The following is a 17,695-nucleotide window of genomic DNA, read 5'->3' as shown; positions in this document are numbered from 1 at the left end:
AGGAAACTTTAATGGATTATAAAGAAACTCTTCTTTTGCCCAAGACTACATTTCCCATGCGCGGAAATTTACCTCAAAACGAACCAAAAAGATATAAAAAATGGTTTAGTGAAAATGTTTATGAAAAAATGAAACAAAACAGACAAGGCAATGAAAGATTTAATCTTCATGACGGTCCCCCTTATGCAAACGGTCATATTCATATAGGGCATGCTTTAAATAAAATTCTAAAAGATATAATCAATAAATTTTATTATTTTCAGGGTTTTGATATAAGATATGTACCCGGTTGGGACTGTCACGGCCTTCCTATTGAGCAGCAGGTTGAAAAGAAAATCGGAAGGGCAAAAAAAGAAAATCTTCCTAAAACAAAAATAAGGGAACTTTGCCGGACTCATGCCGCCAAATTTATAGAAATACAAAAAGAAGAATTTAAGGCTCTCGGTGTTATAGGAGATTGGGAAAATCCTTATAAGACGATGGATTTTGCTTTTGAAGCAGATATTTATAAAGCATTAAGCGAAATAGCAAAAAAAGGGCTTTTAGTAGAAAGAAGCAAGCCTGTTTTTTGGTGTATGCATGATGAAACAGCACTTGCTGAAGCTGAGGTCGAATATGAAGAAAAGCAAGATTATTCCATTTATGTTACATTTCCTCTAAGCAAAGAGGCAAACAAAACTCTTGGAACTAAACATGCCAAAATAATAATCTGGACAACAACACCTTGGACACTTCCGGCAAATATGGGAATAGCTCTTTCTCCTGAAGTTAAATATGTTTTGACAAGCGATGATTTTATAGTCGCCAAACCTCTTTATGAGACATTAAGAAGTGAAGATGTTGTAAGAGGGGATATTGTAAAAGAATTTGATTCGAAAGAACTTGAAGGTTTAAAAGCAATAAATCCCTTAAACAACAGAACTTCTGTGATTTTACTCGGAGAACATGTGACAATGGACGGCGGAACAGGCTGCGTTCATACGGCTCCGGGGCACGGGGAAGAAGATTATAAAGTATGGTTAAAATACGGATATTCGGATATATTACAGCCGGTTGACAGTGAAGGTAAATATTCAAAAACTTTAGAAACTGAAAAACTTTTGGGAGATAAATCAAGCGAATTTGTAGGAATGCATATATTCGAGGCAAATGAAAAAATTTTGGAACTGCTTGGTGAGAATTTAATAAAATCCTCTAAATTTACCCACTCTTATCCTCATTGCTGGAGATGTCACAATCCTGTTATTTTCAGGGCGACAAAACAGTTTTTTATAGCAATGGATAAGACTTACGAAGGTAATACACTAAGAAACAAAGCCCTAAAAGAAATTGAAAATATTGAATTTACCCCAAAAACCGGTAAAAACAGATTAACATCAATGCTCAGCAACAGACCTGACTGGTGTATTTCACGACAAAGAGACTGGGGAGTGCCAATTGCGTTTTTTAGAAATAAAGAAACAGGTGAGCTAATAATAGACGATGAAATTATTGAAAATATTTATAGTATTTTTAAAGTAAAAGGTGCCGATGCCTGGTATGAAATGAGCATAGAGGAACTTTTACCTGAAAATAAAAAAGAAATGGCGCCTAAACTTGAAAAAATAGATGATATTTTGGATGTTTGGTTTGACAGCGGCTCTACATGGTTTGCAGTGCTTAAATCAGGCAGATACGATGCTGGTAATTATCCGGCGAGTATGTATCTTGAAGGAAGCGACCAGCACAGGGGCTGGTTCCAAAGTTCATTGCTTGTTTCAACCGCAGTTGAAAATAAAGCACCGTATAAATCAATTTTAACACACGGATTTACTGTTGATGAAAACGGTGAAAAAATGAGCAAATCAAAAGGGAATGTTGTTGCACCTAGTGAAGTTGCCAAAAAATACGGAACCGAAATCCTGAGGTTATGGGTTGCGAGCAGTGATTACAGCGGAGATATAAAACTTGGGGAAAATATATTAAAACAGGTTTCTGAACAATACAGAAAGCTGAGAAATACAATAAGATTTTTACTTGCCAATGTTAATGATTTGGAAGAAATAAATCTAAGTGCTCCCTCAAATATAGATAAATGGATATTAAACAGGGCTAAAAATGTGTTTGATGAGGTTATATATCTGTTTAACAAATATGATTTTTCGAAAGCTCTTAATATTTTAAATAATTTTATAGTTACCGAGCTTAGCGCAATATATCTTGATGTTTGTAAAGACAGACTCTATTGTGAGGCTAAAGATTCTCCTAAAAGAAGAAATTCCCAGAGTGCTATGGCTTTAATAGCAAGAGGTCTTGTTTCTATTTTGGCACCTGTTCTTACATATACAATGGATGAAGCGGTTGAGCATGCACCTAATGTTATAAAAGAAGACGCAAAGGATGTATTTGATTTTGTATATACCCCTTTGGCAGATGTGGAAAATCCTATAAGTGATGAAATTCTCGAAATAAGAAGAAGATTTTTTGAACTTGTTGATAAACTTAAAAAAGAAAAAGTTATAAAAGATACTCTTGAACTTGCCATTGAAACGAATTATGTGGAATTAATAAATGAAGAAATGGCTGATTTTTTTGTTGTTAGTATGATTGGTGATGAAATAGAAGGAGAGGAATTTGGCGAATTTCATACAAAAGATGAGCAGTTTGTTATAAAAATTAAAAAATCTCCTCTGCATAAATGCCCAAGATGCTGGAGATATTTAGCAAAAGAAGAAGGCGGGCTTTGTGTTAGATGCAATAAGGTTATAAATGGATAAACCTGTTCCTTCATGGCTTGTTGCTTTAACTGCAATTTTTTTGGCGGTAGGGAGTTATTTAATATATTTGTGGCTTAAAAATTTAAAGGAGAATAAATGATAACACTGAAAGAAGCTTTAACATTACCTAAAGAAGAGATAAAGGAAATTAAAAAAGATATAAGGAAAAAAGCGAAAGAAAAAAAAGAGCTCGGTGGGTATATTGAACAGTTTTTAGGTACTGATTTAAATGAATTGGGAGACGGAATTCCTGTTGCAATAAAAGACAATATAAACGTAAAAGGCTGGGAAATTACGTGTGCGTCTAAAATTTTAAAAGGTTATGTGGCCCCTTATAATGCAACAGTAATTGAAAAAATGCTAAATAACGGACTAAGTCCTTTTGGTAAAACAAATATGGATGAATTTGCAATGGGAAGTTCTACAGAAACAAGCACTTACGGAAAAACATTAAATCCCAATAATCCAAACAGGGTTCCTGGCGGAAGCAGCGGGGGAAGTGCCGCAGTAGTCGGTGCCAATCTTGCAATTGCCGCTCTTGGAAGTGATACCGGAGGTTCAATTCGTCAGCCTGCCGCATTTTGTGGGGTTGTGGGCATGAAGCCTACTTACGGAAGAGTTAGCAGATACGGGCTCACGGCTTTTTCAAGCAGTCTTGACCAAATCGGGCCGATTACACAAAATGTTGAAGATGCCGCAATTTTATACAATATTATTGCCGGGTATGACAAACATGATTCTACGAGTGCACCAGTTGAGAATAAAAAAATAGAATTTAATGAAAACAGAAAATTAAAAATAGCGGTAATTGATAATTATATAGATGAAGCAAGCGAAGAGATAAAGAAAGCTATTTTTGATGTAATAAACACTCTTGAAAAAGAAGGTCATACAATTATTCATAAGAGTCTGATGAATTCCAAAATAGATGTGGCAACTTATTATGTAGTGGCAACGGCCGAAGCAAGCTCAAATCTTGCGAGATTTGACGGTATGAGATACGGAAACAGAATTGAAGGAAAAGATTTAAAACAGACTTACAAATTGACAAGAGCACAGTTTGGAGAAGAAGTAAAAAGAAGAATCATGCTCGGAACATTCGTTCTTTCAAGCGGATATTATGACGCTTATTATCTAAAAGCCCAAAAAGTAAGACATATCATTAAAAACGAATATGACAAATTATTCAGCGAGGCTGATTTGGTTTTGATACCTGTCACACCGACAACGGCATTTGAATTTAATTCTAAAAAAGACCCGCTTGAAATGTATTTAAGCGATATTTATACAATAAGCGTGAATCTGGCAGGCGTTCCTGCTATATCACTTCCAATTGCAAAAGATAAAGACAATATGCCGATCGGTATGCAACTAATTGCTAAACATTTTGACGAGCAGACTCTTTTTGACGGTGCAAAAATTGTTGAAAACATTGTAAAGGATAGTAAATGAGAATAAAATATAAAGCTCTGACTTTTGAAGATGTACTTTTAGTCCCACAGTATTCTAATGTTTTGCCTAAAGAAGTGAATTTAAAAACAAGATTTACAAGAAATGTATCTTTAAATATTCCTATTGTTTCTGCTGCGATGGATACTGTTACAGAAGCAAGAGCCGCAATTGCATTGGCTAGACTTGGAGGAATAGGGGTAATTCATAAAAATATGGATATTGAGACTCAGGCGAAAGAAATAATTAAAGTTAAAAAAAGTGAAAGCGGTATTATAATAGACCCTGTCAAAGTTTACCCTGAAGACACTATTGCCAAAGCTCTTGAAATTATGGCAACATATAAAATTTCTGGCGTGCCTGTGGTTGATAAAAATGATAAACTGCTCGGTATTCTTACAAACAGAGACCTTAGATTTGAACAAAATTATAATAGATTGGTAAAAGATCTTATGACTCCTATGCCGTTAATTACCGCAAGAGAGGGAATAACATTAGAGCAAGCAGAACAAATCCTGCATAAAAATAAAATTGAAAAACTTCCTATTGTGGATGAAGACGGTTATTTAAAAGGGCTTATTACCATTAAAGATATCCAAAAGAAAAAAGATTATCCAAATGCAAATAAAGATAAATATGGAAGATTAAGAGTGGCTGCTGCGGTTGGGGTCGGAAATGGAATTGAAAGAGCCGCCGCGCTTGTAGGAGCCGGCGTTGATGTAATCGTTGTAGATTCGGCCCACGGTCATTCTCAGGGTATTTTAGATTTGGTTAGTGATATCAAAAAAAGATTTGATGTTGATGTGGTGGCCGGGAATGTAGCTACGGCAGGGGCAACAAGAGATTTAATTGCAGCGGGGGCCGACGGTGTAAAAGTAGGAATAGGTCCGGGAAGTATATGTACAACAAGGATAGTCGCAGGCGTAGGGGTTCCTCAAATCAGTGCGATTGATGAATGTGCGGCTGCTGCGGCAGAATTTGATGTACCTGTAATAGCGGACGGAGGTATTAAATATTCGGGAGATATCGCAAAAGCCTTGGCAGTCGGTGCAAGCTGTGTAATGATTGGAAGCTTACTCGCAGGTACGGAAGAAAGTCCAGGTGAAACTATTATGTATCAGGGAAGACAGTATAAAGCATACAGAGGTATGGGAAGTATCGGTGCTATGCAAAAAGGAAGCAATGACAGATATTTTCAGGAGGGAACAGCGGCTGATAAGTTGGTTCCTGAAGGAATTGAAGGTATGGTTCCATACAGAGGGAAAATTGCCGATGTAATTCACCAGTTGATTGGTGGTCTTAGGTCTTCTATGGGATACTGCGGTGCAAAAAATATACCGACTTTCTGGGAAAGGGCTGAATTTGTGGAAATTACAAGTGCCGGTCTTAAAGAATCACATGTGCATGATGTAACTATTACAAAAGAAGCTCCTAATTATCACCAATAATTTTCTTTTTTCTTCATTAACTTTCCATTTACCTTTCTTTTTTATCATTTTAAAAAATTAAGGAGTTGTTATGTTGATAAATGAAATGGTTATTGATGAAAATAATATGGGATTTATTCCATCTCTTGGTATTACCTTTCAGTTAAATGATACAGCAAAAAGAATTATTGAGCTAATTAAAGAAGGTAAAAATAAAGATGAAATAATATCTATTATTTCATCTGAAACTAATAAAGATTGGAGAGAAGTTTATATTGATGTTAATGATTTTTTTCAAAAATTAAAAATTTATGGGCTAATCAATGAAAATAGCAATTAGTGGATTAAATAACACTGACAATCCAGCTCCTGGTATAGGAGTTGCCAAAAGTTTAAAAGATAAATATAAATTAATTGGCTTAAGTTATGACCCAAATGAGCCGGGAGTTTATCAGGATTTATTTGAAAAAGTTTATTTAATGCCTTATCCAACTCTTGGTTATGAAGAGTTTGAAAACAGAATCAGATATATTAAGGAAAAATCTGATATTAATGTTTTAATACCAAACTTAGATGCTGAACTACCTTTATATATTAAATATCAGAAAAACATTGAAGAATTGGGATTAAAAACATTTTTACCAACCCTTAAACAGTTTGAAATGAGAGATAAATCAAAACTTAGCGAATTTTGTAAAAAACTTGGTGTTAAACATCCTAAAACTATTAAAATTTTATCTCTTGATGATTTAATCTCTGCCACAAAAGAGCTGGGTTTTCCGATAATGGTTAAAGGAAATTATTACAAAGCTTATAAAGCCTATAATTTAGATGAAGCAATTGAATATTTTTACAAAATTTCAAATGAGTGGGGTTTTCCTCTTTTAGTACAGGAAGTTATTAACGGAATTGAAATTAATTATGTAGGAATCAGTAATTATGAATTAAAAGGCGGTGTTGGTATAAAAAAATTGACAACCACGGATTTAGGAAAAGTTTGGAGCGCGGTAAGTATTAAAAATGAAAAACTTTTAAATTTAGCAGTTGAATTTTCTAAAAATTGGAGAGGGGCGTTTGAGCTTGAAGCAATGGTTTATAACAATGAAATTTATTTAATTGAGATAAATCCCAGATTTCCGGCATGGGTTTATTTTGCTACTGATTTAGGAGTTAATCTTCCTCAGATATTAATAGAATTAATAAATGGTAAAAATGTAAAACAAAATTTAGATTATCCACTTGAAAAAATGTATGTAAGGTATGTGGAAGAATTAAGTGTTGATTTTAAACAGTTTTTAACATTAATGAATAAAAAAGAACTTTAAGGAGAAAAAATGAATTATGAAAAACCTACAATAAATAGAGTTGATTTTGCACTTGCAAGTAAATACGGCTCACCTCTTAAATCTCAAAAAATAAGAAGTGAAATAGATGGAGTAAAAGTTAGGGATTTAGTTGAAAAATTCGGCTCACCTCTATTTGTTTTCAGTCAAAGGAGTATTGAAGATAAATATTTAGAATTTAAAGAAGCTTTTTCAAGCAGATATCCAGAGGTTGAATTTTGGTGGAGTTATAAAACTAATTATTTAGATGCTATTTGTAAAATTTATCATAAACTTGGGAGCAAAGCTGAAGTTGTAAGCGAATTTGAATATCAAAAAGCAAGAAGAAACGGCATTGATGGAAAAGATATAATTTTTAATGGTCCATATAAACCAAAAGAAGCATTAAAAGTTGCGGTAAAAGAGGGTGCTAAAATTCATATCGACCATCTTTATGAAATTAACGATTTAGAAGATATTGCGGATGAGTTTGGAATTAATATTCCTGTGGCAATTAGATGCAATATGGATACAGGTATTTATCCTCAATGGAGCAGATTTGGATTTAATATAGATAATGGAGAAGCTTATGAAGCAATTAAAAGAATTTATAAAGGTAAGAAACTGTATTTAACAGGGCTTCATGCCCATATTGGAACCTTTATGTTTAGTAGCAAATGCTTACGCAAATGAAGTTAGAAAATTAATGGATCTTAGAAAAAAAGTGCAAGAAGATTTTGGATATGAAATTGAATATATTGACATTGGTGGAGGATTTGCTAGTAAAAACAGATTAAAAGGTGTATATCAACCTCCAGAGGTTATAGTGCCAAGCGCGGATGAATATGCAGAAGCAGTTACAAATGCAATTTATGAATTTAATGATAAAAAATTACCAAAACTTTATTTAGAAACTGGTAGGGCATTAATTGATGAAGCTGGCTATTTACTCACATCTGTATTTGCATCAAAAAGATTTCCAGACGGTAAAAAAGGTTATATTGTGGATGCAGGAGTTAATTTGTTATATACAGCATTTTGGTATAATTTTGATATAGCACTTGATAAAAGATATGAAGGATTAAACGAACCGTCAATGATAAATGGTCCACTTTGTATGAATATAGATGTTATTGCAGAAAATATAATGTTGCCTCCGCTTGAGCGGGGGAGTGTATTGAGTCTTTGGCCTGTTGGTGCATATAATTATACTCAATCAATGCAGTTTATTAGATATCGTCCAAAAGTCTGTCTTTTATTGATAAAAGTTCAACTTCTCATTTAATTAGAGAGGCTGATGATTTGGATTATGTTATTGAAAAAGAAATTATTCCGAATTATTTAAAATAGGAAAAAAATGGATTTAAAAATATTATTTAAGCCTTATATTTCTATTCTTTTTTTAAGGGATGTGAAGGCAGGAATTGTTTTATTTTTTCTTTCTTTTTTACTTCCTAGTGTTGGAATTTTAGGAGTTGTTGCTATTATTTCGACTATCGTTTTTGCAGAATTAATTAAAATTAGAGAAGAATATATAAAATATGGTTTTTATCTTTATAATTCACTTCTTGTGGGAATGGGTGTTGGATTTTATTTTGATGTAAGTATTGCCACTATTTTATCTATTTTAACTTTTTTAATGTCTGTTTATTTAAATAAGGTTTTTATAAAATATTTTTTACCTATTTTATCATTTCCTTTTGCAATTGTTAGTATGTTTTTTTATTTAGCAAGTTTTAAATATACAAATTTGTTGAGTAATATTTTTTTTACTTTTTGAAGCGGCTGGTTTAATTTACTCTAGAATTTTATTTTTTCTATCTTTGATAGGTTTTTATGCAGGAGTTTACTTTCACTCTTTTTTTACAAATTATTATAATGCTTTAAATTCCCCATATAATTTTAATTTTATACTTATTGCTATGGCAGTGGGCGGTGTATTTTTACTTCCAACATTTAAATTATATTCTTTGCCGGTTTATACATTGCCTTTTAATTTTATAACAATTTTAGTGATTTTTATATAGTGTAGGGTATGTTTATTTTAATTATTCAATAAAAGGGACACCTGAAAAATCTTTAATTTCTTTTTTGAGTTCTACATTCAGGTTTGGAGGTAATGATATTAAAATTCATTTGCCTTTTTCTGGTAAATGGACGGTATACCAGGCTTTTGATGGAAAATGGACACATATAGGAAAATGGAAATATGCATACGATTTTGTGATTAAAAAAAATGGTAAAACATATAAAAATGAAGGTCTTTTTTTAGAAGATTATTATGCTTTTGGAGAAAACGTTCTTTCACCTGTAAATGGTTATATTGTTGCAAAAAGAGATGACTTAAAAGATAATATAATTGGAGAAGTTGATAGAGTTAATAATTGGGGAAATTATATAATTTTAAAAAGTGATTTAGGTTTTTTTGTAGAAATATCCCATTTAATGCAGTATTCTGCAAAAGTTAATGTCGGAGATTATGTGAAAGTTGGAGATATTATAGGAAAATGTGGAAACAGCGGTTATTCCCCAGAACCTCACATACATATTCAGGTTCAAAAGTACGGAATTTTGGGAAGTGAAACTGTTCCTTTTAAATTTTATGATTATATAAAGGAGAATAAATTATATTTTTACTCTTTGCCTAAAAAGGATGAAGAAATTGAAGCAACAATTTTAGATAAATCAATGAAACTTAGATTTAATTTTATTTTAGATGATATTTACAAATATAAAAATGAAAAAAGTGAAATAGTTGAATTTATAGTTAAAATGAATGACAAAGGGGAATTTTACCTGTTTGATGGTAAAAACAAACTGTTTTTTTATATGCAGGGTAAACTGTTTTATTTTTATGTGTATGATGGAAAAGATTCATATCTTAAGGAAATTTTTAAATTAGTTCCAAAAATTCCTCTTATTAATAAAAATATATATTATGAGGATGTGTTGCCACTGGACATAAGGCTTAATAAATTTAAATTAATTTTAATTGAATTTTTGTTACCATTTAATTTTAAATCTTTTTTAGAATAAGATACATATAAAAAAGAAAATTTAAGTATTAAATCAGATTATGGAGAAATTTATTTTTCATTTTATGAAAAAGGGTTTGAAAAAATAAAAGGAAAAAATTTTGAATTAAGGAGAATTTATGAAAAATTTGCATTAAATATTAAAGATATTTATTATAAATCTTATAATTATGAGAAAATGGGGGATTATAAAGATGCAATTAGTGTTTTTATTCCATTGTATGAAAAATATCCTAGAGGATATACTGTAAATTTAAGACTTGGATATTTGTTTTTTTTAAATAAGAATTATGAAAATGCAATCTATTGAACCGCTTTTAGGTTTAGCAAGAGTTTATTTATATATGGGAAAAATAATAAAAAAAGATTATTACAATTTTTATGCCAATTATTATTTGATATTATAAGAAAGATTTTAAATCATCTTTGTCTGTTGCAAATAAAATGTTAACACATTATTTTAGATCCCAATAATATAATTGCAAAAAAATATTTAAAATGAATATATTGAATTATTCTTTTTTTGAAACAAATGAATTTAATTTTAAACAAGTTTATGATAATTTTAAAAAGTATGATGTAATTTTAGTTGATTTTTTTTTATAATGGATATAAAAAAAGCTTTGTATATTGGTGATTACTGTTATTTGTACTCTGAATATGAAAAAATTATTTTAAGATTGAATTATTTAAGAAAAAAAATTTTAAAAAAAGAGGTAATAAAATATGAAGAAGTTTATTTAAAATCTTAAAACAAAACACTTACATCATAAAAACATTTTAATAGAGTTAACAAAAGCTGAAACAGATTTCAAAATTTGAAATTTTAGAAAATTGTGACTATATTGAAAACATTGATTCTATTAAAGTTATAATTTCAAATCTTAGAAAAAAAGGAATTGATATAATAAATAAAAAAAATTTAGGATATAAAATAAATTTAAAGGAGAAAAAATGAAAAAAATTCTTTTTTTATCATGTTGCAGTTTTAAGTTTTGCATATAATACATTAGTTGTAATGCCTTATGGAAGCTATATTGATTATAGCGGTTCATCTAAAGATAAAGCAAAATTAGGAGGTGTTTATTATAATTATTACCAATGGCCTGTTAAGGTTGAAATGGATGGGGAATATTTAAAAATTGATTATAAAAACAATATCTCTGATTGGAAACAAAAAGATTTTACTTTTAAGCTGGATTATTTTTATAAAATTATAATAAAGTGTTGTTTGGTGGAATTGATTATTACAAATATTTAAAATACAATATGGGAATAGATTATTATTTTTCAGATTATAAAAATTTTAATGTTAATCAAATTTCTCCAAAAATAGGTTTTAATTTGGTAATTACTATTCAAATATTGGTAGTTTTTACGTGGAAGGAAAATATAATAATATTCATATTTCAAAAGATGGTATTGCACCTGATGATACTTATAATAATTTTGATTTGAAATTTCAAAATTTTAAAGGCCCTTGGACTACAACTTTAAAAACAACATTTGGAAAATTTGCTTATAAAGTAGCAAATGACGGTTTTGTTGTGTATAACACTGGTGATGAATATAAATACGGTTATGGACTGAGTGTTAATTATAATTTAGATAAAATAAATAATATTAAAGTTTCATTTGAAAGAGATAAATTTGAAGAAGATAATAACGATGCATATTCAAATATTTACGTATTGTCTTATTTAAGAGCTTTTTAAAAAAGCTCTTTTACTATTTCAAATCTATTGGCTGTCATGATGTGAATTTTAGGGTGTTTTTTTTGCAAATTGTTAAATAAATTTCTTTTGTATTCTTCTTCTTCATTTATTTTATGAGCTTTAATTAATTTTTCTATCCAGCTATCCGGTACATAAATGCCTGGAACATGAGAATGTAAAAACTGGGCTGTTTTTAGTTTTGTTATAGGAAAAAAACCGAAAACGATATCAAATTTTTTTCTTTCATCTTTAAATTTATTTCTTATTTTATCCCTAATATCAAGCATTTTTTCAACAATTTCCATATCATATACGGGTTGGGTAATTATTCCCAAAGCATAATGTTTAACTTTTTTATAAATTTTTTTTTCTATTGAAATAAAATTTTTTGCATATGAATTGGTTACTGCAAAAGGGTTTACAGGTTTTGGTTTTATTTTAAATTCTTTACCCGCATAATCCATTCCGCTGTTAAATGCCCTTATTATTTCAAGAAGTTTTATACTGCTTCCTTCCACAACCGCTTTTGCATTAGGCTGATCCGACATTTTAGCGGGGTCGCCTGTTAGTGCCAAAATATTTGTAACATTTAAATCGTTTGCCCCAAGTAAATCGCTTTGAAGCGCTATAATGTTTCTGTCTCTCATGCTCATTGTTGCAATAACTTTTTTATTAAAAGTTTGCTGAATTTTAAAAGCTGCTATAATTGAATTGTATTTTAGTCTGCTTAAAGGGCAGTCTGTTGTGGTAAATCCGTCTACATATTTATAAGCTTCAGTTTGTTTTAATTTTTCTATCATAGGATCAATTGTCGGTAATTTAGGCGGAGTTGTTTCAAGCGTTAAAAAACTCTCACTAAATAATTTTTCTTTCATTAACAGCCTTTTTTAAGAAATTTTATCAAATTTGTTATAATTTTTAAAAAAGTAAAAAAATGGAAATAAAAATAAATTACTGGATAGATAAAAAAAATAAAAGTTTTTTGGGAAAAGGGAGGATAAGATTATTAAAATTAATTGATAAATACGGTTCTATTTCAAAAGCCGCAAAAGAGATGAAAATGAGTTATAGGGCGGCTTGGGATGCAATAGATATCATTAATTCTTTATCTAAAAAAGAAGTAGTGGAAAAACAAAGCGGAGGAAAAGGCGGAGGAGGAACATATTTGACAGATTACGGCAAAAAACTTATTAAAAATTTTGAAAATTTACAAAAAGACATTAATGAATTTAAAAAAAAGATAAATGAAAAATATAACGATAAATTTTGATAAAATTTCTTAAAAAAGGCTGTTAATGATATTAATGATTGATAATTATGATTCTTTTACTTACAATATAGTTCAGTATTGTCTGGAATTAGGGGCCAATTTGAAGATAATCAGAAACGATGAAATGAATATAGAAGAAATTAAAAAATTAAATCCGGAAAAGATAATCATCTCCCCGGGTCCTTCGACTCCAAAAGAAGCCGGAGTCAGTGTGGAAATTATAAAGAAAATAGATAAACCGATTCTTGGTGTATGTCTCGGGCATCAGTCAATTGCGTATGCGTTTGGAGCAAAAATAATAAGGGCTAAAAATCTAATGCACGGAAAAACAAGCGATATTGAAATAACTGTATATGATGATATATATGAAAATATTCCCGAAAAATTTAGGGTTACAAGATACCATTCACTTGTGGTGGATGAAAAAACTCTACCGGAATTTATAATTCCCACATCTTATTCTCTCGATGATAATGAAATAATGTCTTTGAGGGTAAAAAATAAACCGATTTTCGGAGTTCAGTATCATCCGGAATCGATTATGAGCGAACACGGAAAAGAAATAATCAACAATTTTCTTAAATTATGAAATTTCTGCCTATTATAATTTTTTATCTTTTTTTGTTTTTATACAGCGTTGAATTTTTATCATTTTCTTTTGTTGAAATAGACAGTATTAATCATTTTCCTTTTTTAAAAAACATTTTACATCTTTCTTTTGATTTATTTGGGAAAAACGATTATGCGTTGCGTTTTCCTTCATTATTTACAGGATTTTTGAGTGTTGTTATTTTTTATAATATAGCAAAATTAAAACTGAAAACAAAAAGAGAAATAATTTACACGACTTATATTTTTATGTTAATTCCGGGAATGATAATATCTTCTGTGATAGTCAATAAATCTGTGTATTTGATTTTTTTAAGTCTGTTATTCATTTACAGTTATGAAAAATTCAAAAATTTTTCTTATATCCTGTTAATTTTGTATGTTTTTGTTGACAAAAGTTTAATTTCATTATATCTGGCGCTCATTTTTTATTCTATTTATAAAAAAGATACAAAACTGCTTATTTTTAGTCTAATTTTATTGGCTTTTAATGCAAATTACTTTGAATATAAAATACACGGCAGACCCAAAGGTTATTTTTTAGATTTATTCGGTACATATTTTTTAATTTTTTCTCCGTTTGTATTTGTCTATTTTTTGTATGCGTTATATAAAAATATTTTTTATAAAAAAGATTTAATATATTTTATTTCCGCAACGGCTTTTTTTGTTTCTCTGATTTTATCTTTCAGACAGAAAATAAAAATAGACGATTATGCACCATATACGTTAGGATTTGTTGTCAATATGGTAAATGTTTTTTTAAAATCTTATAAAGTCAGACTTCCACGATTCAGAACATTTTATAAAATATTATTTGTTGTTTTATTTACATCTTTAATAATGCTTGATATATCTTTGTTTTTTAATAAATATACGCCAGCAAAAAAATTAAGCTACAGCTTTTATTTCCCCAAAAATCTGGCTGAAATTTTAAAAAAAGAAAAAATATATAGTATGAGCTGCAATAATGAAAAATTATCTGAAATTTTGGAGTTTTACGGTATTAAAAAAGGTGATAAATATAAATTGATTTACAGTAAAAATAAAAACAGCGTTTCGATTTTTCACAAAAATAAGATAATTTTAAAAATAAATGTTTCAAAATTAAACACTATTTAAGAAAAATATTTCAATATATATTATTTAAACACAAATATTTTTTATAAATGATACAATTTTTAAAATAAAATTCAAGGAGTATTAATGGCTCAAAAACCTATTCGTGAATATGACGGAAAAAAACTTTTTAAACAAAATTGGGAAAAGTATTTCAGCGGATTATATTATCCGTTTGAAAGTGTATTGGTTACCAGTGGAGACGAGTTAAGAGAATTGGCCAAAAAAGAAGAATATTCATGGTTAAATGAAAAACCTTTAGTTGCAAAACCTGATATGCTTTTTGGTAAGAGAGGCAAAAACAATTTAGTTTTATTTAAAGTTAATAAACCGGGAGATGTTACCCTTGAAGATGCGGCTAAATGGATAGATGAAAAAGCTTCTCACGATGTAACTTTGCTTAGTGGGCAAAAAGGAAGACTTACCCATTTTATAGTTGAACCTTTTACACCGCACACTGAAGATGAAGAATATTATATAGCTGCTACCACGTTAGATGCCTACCATGATGTGTTGTATTTAAGTGCCCACGGAGGAATGGAAGTAGAAGAAAACTGGGATAAAGTTACTGAAATTAAAATCCCGATAGATATGGATGAAGCAAATTTAGAGCATTTAATAAGGGCAAATATTCCGGCTGACATTCCGGAAGAAAACAAAGAAAGATTTGTAACTTTTGCTGAGCAGTTTTATAAATTCTTTAGAGATTTAAACTTTGCGTATTTAGAAATAAATCCGTTAGTATTGCAAGGAAATAATATTTATATTTTAGATTTAGTCGCAAGATTGGACGATACAGCTGGATTTTTAATGAAAGATAAATGGGGGAATATTGAATTTCCTACGCCATTTGGTATGCCTGAAAAATCTCCTGAGGAAAAAGCAATAGCCGAAGCAGATGCAAAAAGCGGTGCTTCATTAAAACTTACTATTTTAAATCCGATGGGAAGAATTTGGACACTTGTTGCAGGCGGAGGAGCTTCAGTGGTTTATGCGGATACTATTGCAGATTTGGCCGGTGGAGTTAATGAATTAGCAAATTACGGTGAATATTCAGGTGGTCCTACTACTGATGAAACAAGATTTTATACTGAGACTGTTCTTGATTTAATGACAAGAGAAAAAGATCCTCAGGGTAGAGATAAAATTTTAATAATTGGTGGAGCTATTGCAAACTTTACAGATGTAGCCAAAACATTTACAGGTATTATCCAGGCATTTAACAAATATGCAGATAAAATGAAAGATGTAGGTGTCAGAATTTATGTAAGAAGAGGCGGACCGAATTATGAAAAAGGTCTTAAAGATATAAAAGCGGCGGCTGAAAAACTTGGACTTCCAATTAAAGTTTTCGGACCTGAAACACATATTACAGATATTGTTAGAATGGCACTTGAAGATGACAAAAAAGGAGCTGAATAATGAGTAATGCACTATTTACAAGGGATACACAGGCAATATTTTGGAATAACAATAAATCAGCAATTCAAAGAATGCTTGATTATGATTATGTAATTAAAAGGGAAAAACCGTCTGTTGCGGCTATTGTAGCTCCAACAAGTTCTAATAAATTTGAGAAATTCTTTTTTGGAACAGATGAAGTAATGATTCCTGTTTATAAAAATACTGCTGAAGCTGTGAAAAATCATTCAAATGCAGATGTTTTGCTTAATTTTGGTTCATTTAGAACTGCTTATGATGTAACAAATGAAGCTCTTGATATGAATCAATTCAGGGTAATTATGATAACAGCTGAGGGAATTCCAGAAAGACTTGCAAGGCTTATGAATAAAAAAGCAAGAGCAAAAGGTGTAACTATAATAGGGCCTGCGACTGTAGGTGCTATTGTTCCTGGAGCATTTAAAGTTGCAAACATTGGCGGAACCATTGAAAATATTGTAAAATCTAAACTTCATAGACCCGGAAGTGCCGGACTTGTAACAAGAAGTGGCGGTTTATTTAACGAACTTTCAAATATTATAGCTCTAAATGCAGACGGAATTGCCGAAGGTGTTGCTATTGGTGGTGACAGATTCGTAGGAAGCGTATTTATCGACCATTTACTTAGAATGGAAAAAAATCCTCAAGTTAAATATATGATATTACTTGGTGAAGTAGGTGGAAGAGAAGAATATAAAGTAATCGAAGCAATAAAAGAAGGTAAAATTACTAAACCGGTTATCGGATGGTGTATAGGTACTATTGCAAAATATTTCAGCAGTGGGGTACAATTTGGACATGCCGGAGCCAGTGCAAATGCCCAGGCTGAAACTGCTGAAGCTAAAAACAGAGCAATGAAAGAAGCCGGAATTCACGTTCCAGATAACTTTAACGATTTACCTCTTGTAATTAAAGGCGTATATGAAGAATTAAAAGGAAAAGGTGTTATTGAAGAAATTAAAGAACCTGATGTTCCGCCTGTTCCTGAAGATTATTCAAAAGCTCTTGCTGCAGGAAAAATTAGAAAACCAAGAAATTTTGTTTGTACAATCAGTGACGACAGGGGAGAAGAAGCTGTTTATGCAGGTATTCCTATTAGTTCTGTGGCTACTCCTGATACAGGTTACAGCATAGGTGATGTTATTTCACTTCTTTGGTTCAAAAAAAGATATCCTAAATGGGCCACTAATTTTATAGAAACTGTCATTAAAACAGTAGCAGACCACGGTCCTGCCGTAAGTGGTGCGCATAATGCCAAAGTTACAGCAAGGGCTGGAAAAAGCGTTGTTGAATCACTTGTAACAGGTCTTCTTACAATTGGACCAAGATTTGGTGGTGCAATTGACGGAGCAGCAAAATATTTCAAATATGCATATGACAATTCAATGAATCCTAAAGAATTTGTAAATTATATGAAAAAACAGGGTATTCCAATTCCAGGAATTGGGCATAGAATTAAATCTGTAAGAAACCCTGATAAAAGAGTGGAAGGTCTTAAAAAATATGCAGCCGAATTTTTCCCTGCAACACCGCTTCTTGATTTTGCTTTGGAA

Annotated in this window: 17 protein-coding genes and 1 pseudogene (1 of these 18 cut by a window edge); 17 read left to right on the top strand and 1 reads right to left on the bottom strand. The window is 30.6% G+C overall.

Annotated elements, in window-relative coordinates; translation table 11 throughout:
- Positions 1–11 precede the first annotated feature (11 nt).
- The 12 genes and pseudogenes from ileS to DZ64_RS0101215 all read left to right on the top strand — a co-directional run bounded on the left by ileS (position 12) and on the right by DZ64_RS0101215 (position 11,704).
- Positions 12–2,756, top strand: a complete 2,745-nt coding sequence (gene ileS / locus DZ64_RS0101275) for an isoleucine--tRNA ligase (RefSeq protein ID WP_024789105.1) — start codon at positions 12–14, stop codon at positions 2,754–2,756.
- Complete coding sequence (locus DZ64_RS0101270; RefSeq protein WP_024786874.1) at positions 2,749–2,856, top strand: hypothetical protein; 108 nt, start codon at positions 2,749–2,751, stop codon at positions 2,854–2,856. The genes ileS and DZ64_RS0101270 overlap by 8 nt, the downstream gene beginning before the upstream one ends.
- Positions 2,853–4,208 (top strand): Asp-tRNA(Asn)/Glu-tRNA(Gln) amidotransferase subunit GatA, encoded by a 1,356-nt coding sequence (gene gatA, locus DZ64_RS0101265; protein ID WP_024789104.1) that lies wholly within the window; start codon positions 2,853–2,855, stop codon positions 4,206–4,208. The genes DZ64_RS0101270 and gatA overlap by 4 nt, the downstream gene beginning before the upstream one ends.
- Positions 4,205–5,653 carry an IMP dehydrogenase gene (gene guaB / locus DZ64_RS0101260; RefSeq protein WP_024789103.1) on the top strand — a complete coding sequence of 483 codons (1,449 nt, stop codon included), beginning with the start codon at positions 4,205–4,207 and terminating at the stop codon, positions 5,651–5,653. Before gatA ends, guaB begins: the two co-directional genes overlap by 4 nt.
- Before the next feature lie 70 nt (positions 5,654–5,723).
- Complete coding sequence (locus DZ64_RS0101255) at positions 5,724–5,972, top strand: PqqD family protein (RefSeq protein ID WP_024786871.1); 249 nt, start codon at positions 5,724–5,726, stop codon at positions 5,970–5,972.
- Positions 5,956–6,957, top strand: a complete 1,002-nt coding sequence (locus DZ64_RS0101250; protein ID WP_024789102.1) for a carboxylate--amine ligase — start codon at positions 5,956–5,958, stop codon at positions 6,955–6,957. Before DZ64_RS0101255 ends, DZ64_RS0101250 begins: the two co-directional genes overlap by 17 nt.
- A gap of 9 nt (positions 6,958–6,966) precedes the next feature.
- Positions 6,967–8,304, top strand: a pseudogene (locus DZ64_RS13955) (alanine racemase).
- A gap of 7 nt (positions 8,305–8,311) precedes the next feature.
- On the top strand, positions 8,312–8,734 hold the full coding sequence (locus DZ64_RS13660; RefSeq protein WP_156922591.1) for an urea transporter: 423 nt from the start codon (positions 8,312–8,314) through the stop codon (positions 8,732–8,734).
- A 43-nt stretch (positions 8,735–8,777) separates the two neighbouring features.
- The gene (locus DZ64_RS13655) at positions 8,778–8,981 is read left to right on the top strand and encodes an urea transporter (protein WP_255327502.1); all 204 of its coding nucleotides are present in this window, start codon (positions 8,778–8,780) and stop codon (positions 8,979–8,981) included.
- Between the two features lie 64 nt (positions 8,982–9,045).
- On the top strand, positions 9,046–9,990 hold the full coding sequence (locus tag DZ64_RS13875) for a M23 family metallopeptidase (RefSeq protein WP_304412268.1): 945 nt from the start codon (positions 9,046–9,048) through the stop codon (positions 9,988–9,990).
- A 1,017-nt stretch (positions 9,991–11,007) separates the two neighbouring features.
- Complete coding sequence (locus DZ64_RS0101220; RefSeq protein WP_024789101.1) at positions 11,008–11,250, top strand: hypothetical protein; 243 nt, start codon at positions 11,008–11,010, stop codon at positions 11,248–11,250.
- A 118-nt stretch (positions 11,251–11,368) separates the two neighbouring features.
- Positions 11,369–11,704: a hypothetical protein gene (locus DZ64_RS0101215; RefSeq protein ID WP_024789100.1), complete on the top strand. Its 336-nt coding sequence runs from the start codon at positions 11,369–11,371 to the stop codon at positions 11,702–11,704.
- Here the strand turns inward: DZ64_RS0101215 and DZ64_RS0101210 are convergent.
- The gene (locus DZ64_RS0101210; RefSeq protein WP_024789099.1) at positions 11,701–12,579 is read right to left on the bottom strand and encodes a methylenetetrahydrofolate reductase; all 879 of its coding nucleotides are present in this window, start codon (positions 12,577–12,579) and stop codon (positions 11,701–11,703) included. The two genes, DZ64_RS0101215 and DZ64_RS0101210, sit on opposite strands and share 4 nt — an antisense overlap.
- A 59-nt stretch (positions 12,580–12,638) precedes the next feature.
- Here DZ64_RS0101210 and DZ64_RS0101205 point away from each other — a divergent pair, with 59 nt between their 5' ends.
- The 5 genes from DZ64_RS0101205 to DZ64_RS0101185 all read left to right on the top strand — a co-directional run.
- Complete coding sequence (locus DZ64_RS0101205) at positions 12,639–12,974, top strand: winged helix-turn-helix domain-containing protein (protein WP_024789098.1); 336 nt, start codon at positions 12,639–12,641, stop codon at positions 12,972–12,974.
- A gap of 25 nt (positions 12,975–12,999) precedes the next feature.
- The gene (locus DZ64_RS0101200; RefSeq protein WP_024789097.1) at positions 13,000–13,563 is read left to right on the top strand and encodes an aminodeoxychorismate/anthranilate synthase component II; all 564 of its coding nucleotides are present in this window, start codon (positions 13,000–13,002) and stop codon (positions 13,561–13,563) included.
- Complete coding sequence (locus DZ64_RS0101195) at positions 13,560–14,705, top strand: glycosyltransferase family 39 protein (RefSeq protein ID WP_024789096.1); 1,146 nt, start codon at positions 13,560–13,562, stop codon at positions 14,703–14,705. Before DZ64_RS0101200 ends, DZ64_RS0101195 begins: the two co-directional genes overlap by 4 nt.
- Positions 14,706–14,789: 84 nt before the next feature.
- A complete protein-coding gene (locus DZ64_RS0101190) occupies positions 14,790–16,124 on the top strand; it encodes an ATP citrate lyase citrate-binding domain-containing protein (protein WP_024789095.1) in 1,335 nt (444 codons plus the stop codon).
- Positions 16,124–17,695: the 5' portion of a citrate/2-methylcitrate synthase gene (locus DZ64_RS0101185; RefSeq protein ID WP_024789094.1), read on the top strand. Its footprint extends 279 nt past the window's final position; only the first 1,572 of its 1,851 coding nucleotides appear in the window; it begins with the start codon at positions 16,124–16,126; its stop codon lies off the right edge, out of view. The genes DZ64_RS0101190 and DZ64_RS0101185 overlap by 1 nt, the downstream gene beginning before the upstream one ends.

Origin of the sequence: Lebetimonas sp. JH292 (genome assembly GCF_000523275.1) — a bacterium.
Taxonomy (GTDB): Bacteria; Campylobacterota; Campylobacteria; order Campylobacterales; family Nautiliaceae; genus Lebetimonas.
This window is presented reverse-complemented; position numbering and strand designations above follow the sequence as displayed.

What these genes read in the sequence shown, in the direction of transcription:
- ileS (WP_024789105.1), top strand. Translation starts at nt 12, where the DNA reads ATGGATTATAAAGAAACTCTTCTTTTGCCCAAGACTACATTTCCCATG.
- DZ64_RS0101270 (WP_024786874.1), top strand. Translation starts at nt 2,749, where the DNA reads ATGGATAAACCTGTTCCTTCATGGCTTGTTGCTTTAACTGCAATTTTT.
- gatA (WP_024789104.1), top strand. Translation starts at nt 2,853, where the DNA reads ATGATAACACTGAAAGAAGCTTTAACATTACCTAAAGAAGAGATAAAG.
- guaB (WP_024789103.1), top strand. Translation starts at nt 4,205, where the DNA reads ATGAGAATAAAATATAAAGCTCTGACTTTTGAAGATGTACTTTTAGTC.
- DZ64_RS0101255 (WP_024786871.1), top strand. Translation starts at nt 5,724, where the DNA reads ATGTTGATAAATGAAATGGTTATTGATGAAAATAATATGGGATTTATT.
- DZ64_RS0101250 (WP_024789102.1), top strand. Translation starts at nt 5,956, where the DNA reads ATGAAAATAGCAATTAGTGGATTAAATAACACTGACAATCCAGCTCCT.
- DZ64_RS13660 (WP_156922591.1), top strand. Translation starts at nt 8,312, where the DNA reads ATGGATTTAAAAATATTATTTAAGCCTTATATTTCTATTCTTTTTTTA.
- DZ64_RS0101220 (WP_024789101.1), top strand. Translation starts at nt 11,008, where the DNA reads ATGCCTTATGGAAGCTATATTGATTATAGCGGTTCATCTAAAGATAAA.
- DZ64_RS0101210 (WP_024789099.1), bottom strand. Translation starts at nt 12,579, where the DNA reads ATGAAAGAAAAATTATTTAGTGAGAGTTTTTTAACGCTTGAAACAACT.
- DZ64_RS0101205 (WP_024789098.1), top strand. Translation starts at nt 12,639, where the DNA reads ATGGAAATAAAAATAAATTACTGGATAGATAAAAAAAATAAAAGTTTT.
- DZ64_RS0101200 (WP_024789097.1), top strand. Translation starts at nt 13,000, where the DNA reads ATGATATTAATGATTGATAATTATGATTCTTTTACTTACAATATAGTT.
- DZ64_RS0101195 (WP_024789096.1), top strand. Translation starts at nt 13,560, where the DNA reads ATGAAATTTCTGCCTATTATAATTTTTTATCTTTTTTTGTTTTTATAC.
- DZ64_RS0101190 (WP_024789095.1), top strand. Translation starts at nt 14,790, where the DNA reads ATGGCTCAAAAACCTATTCGTGAATATGACGGAAAAAAACTTTTTAAA.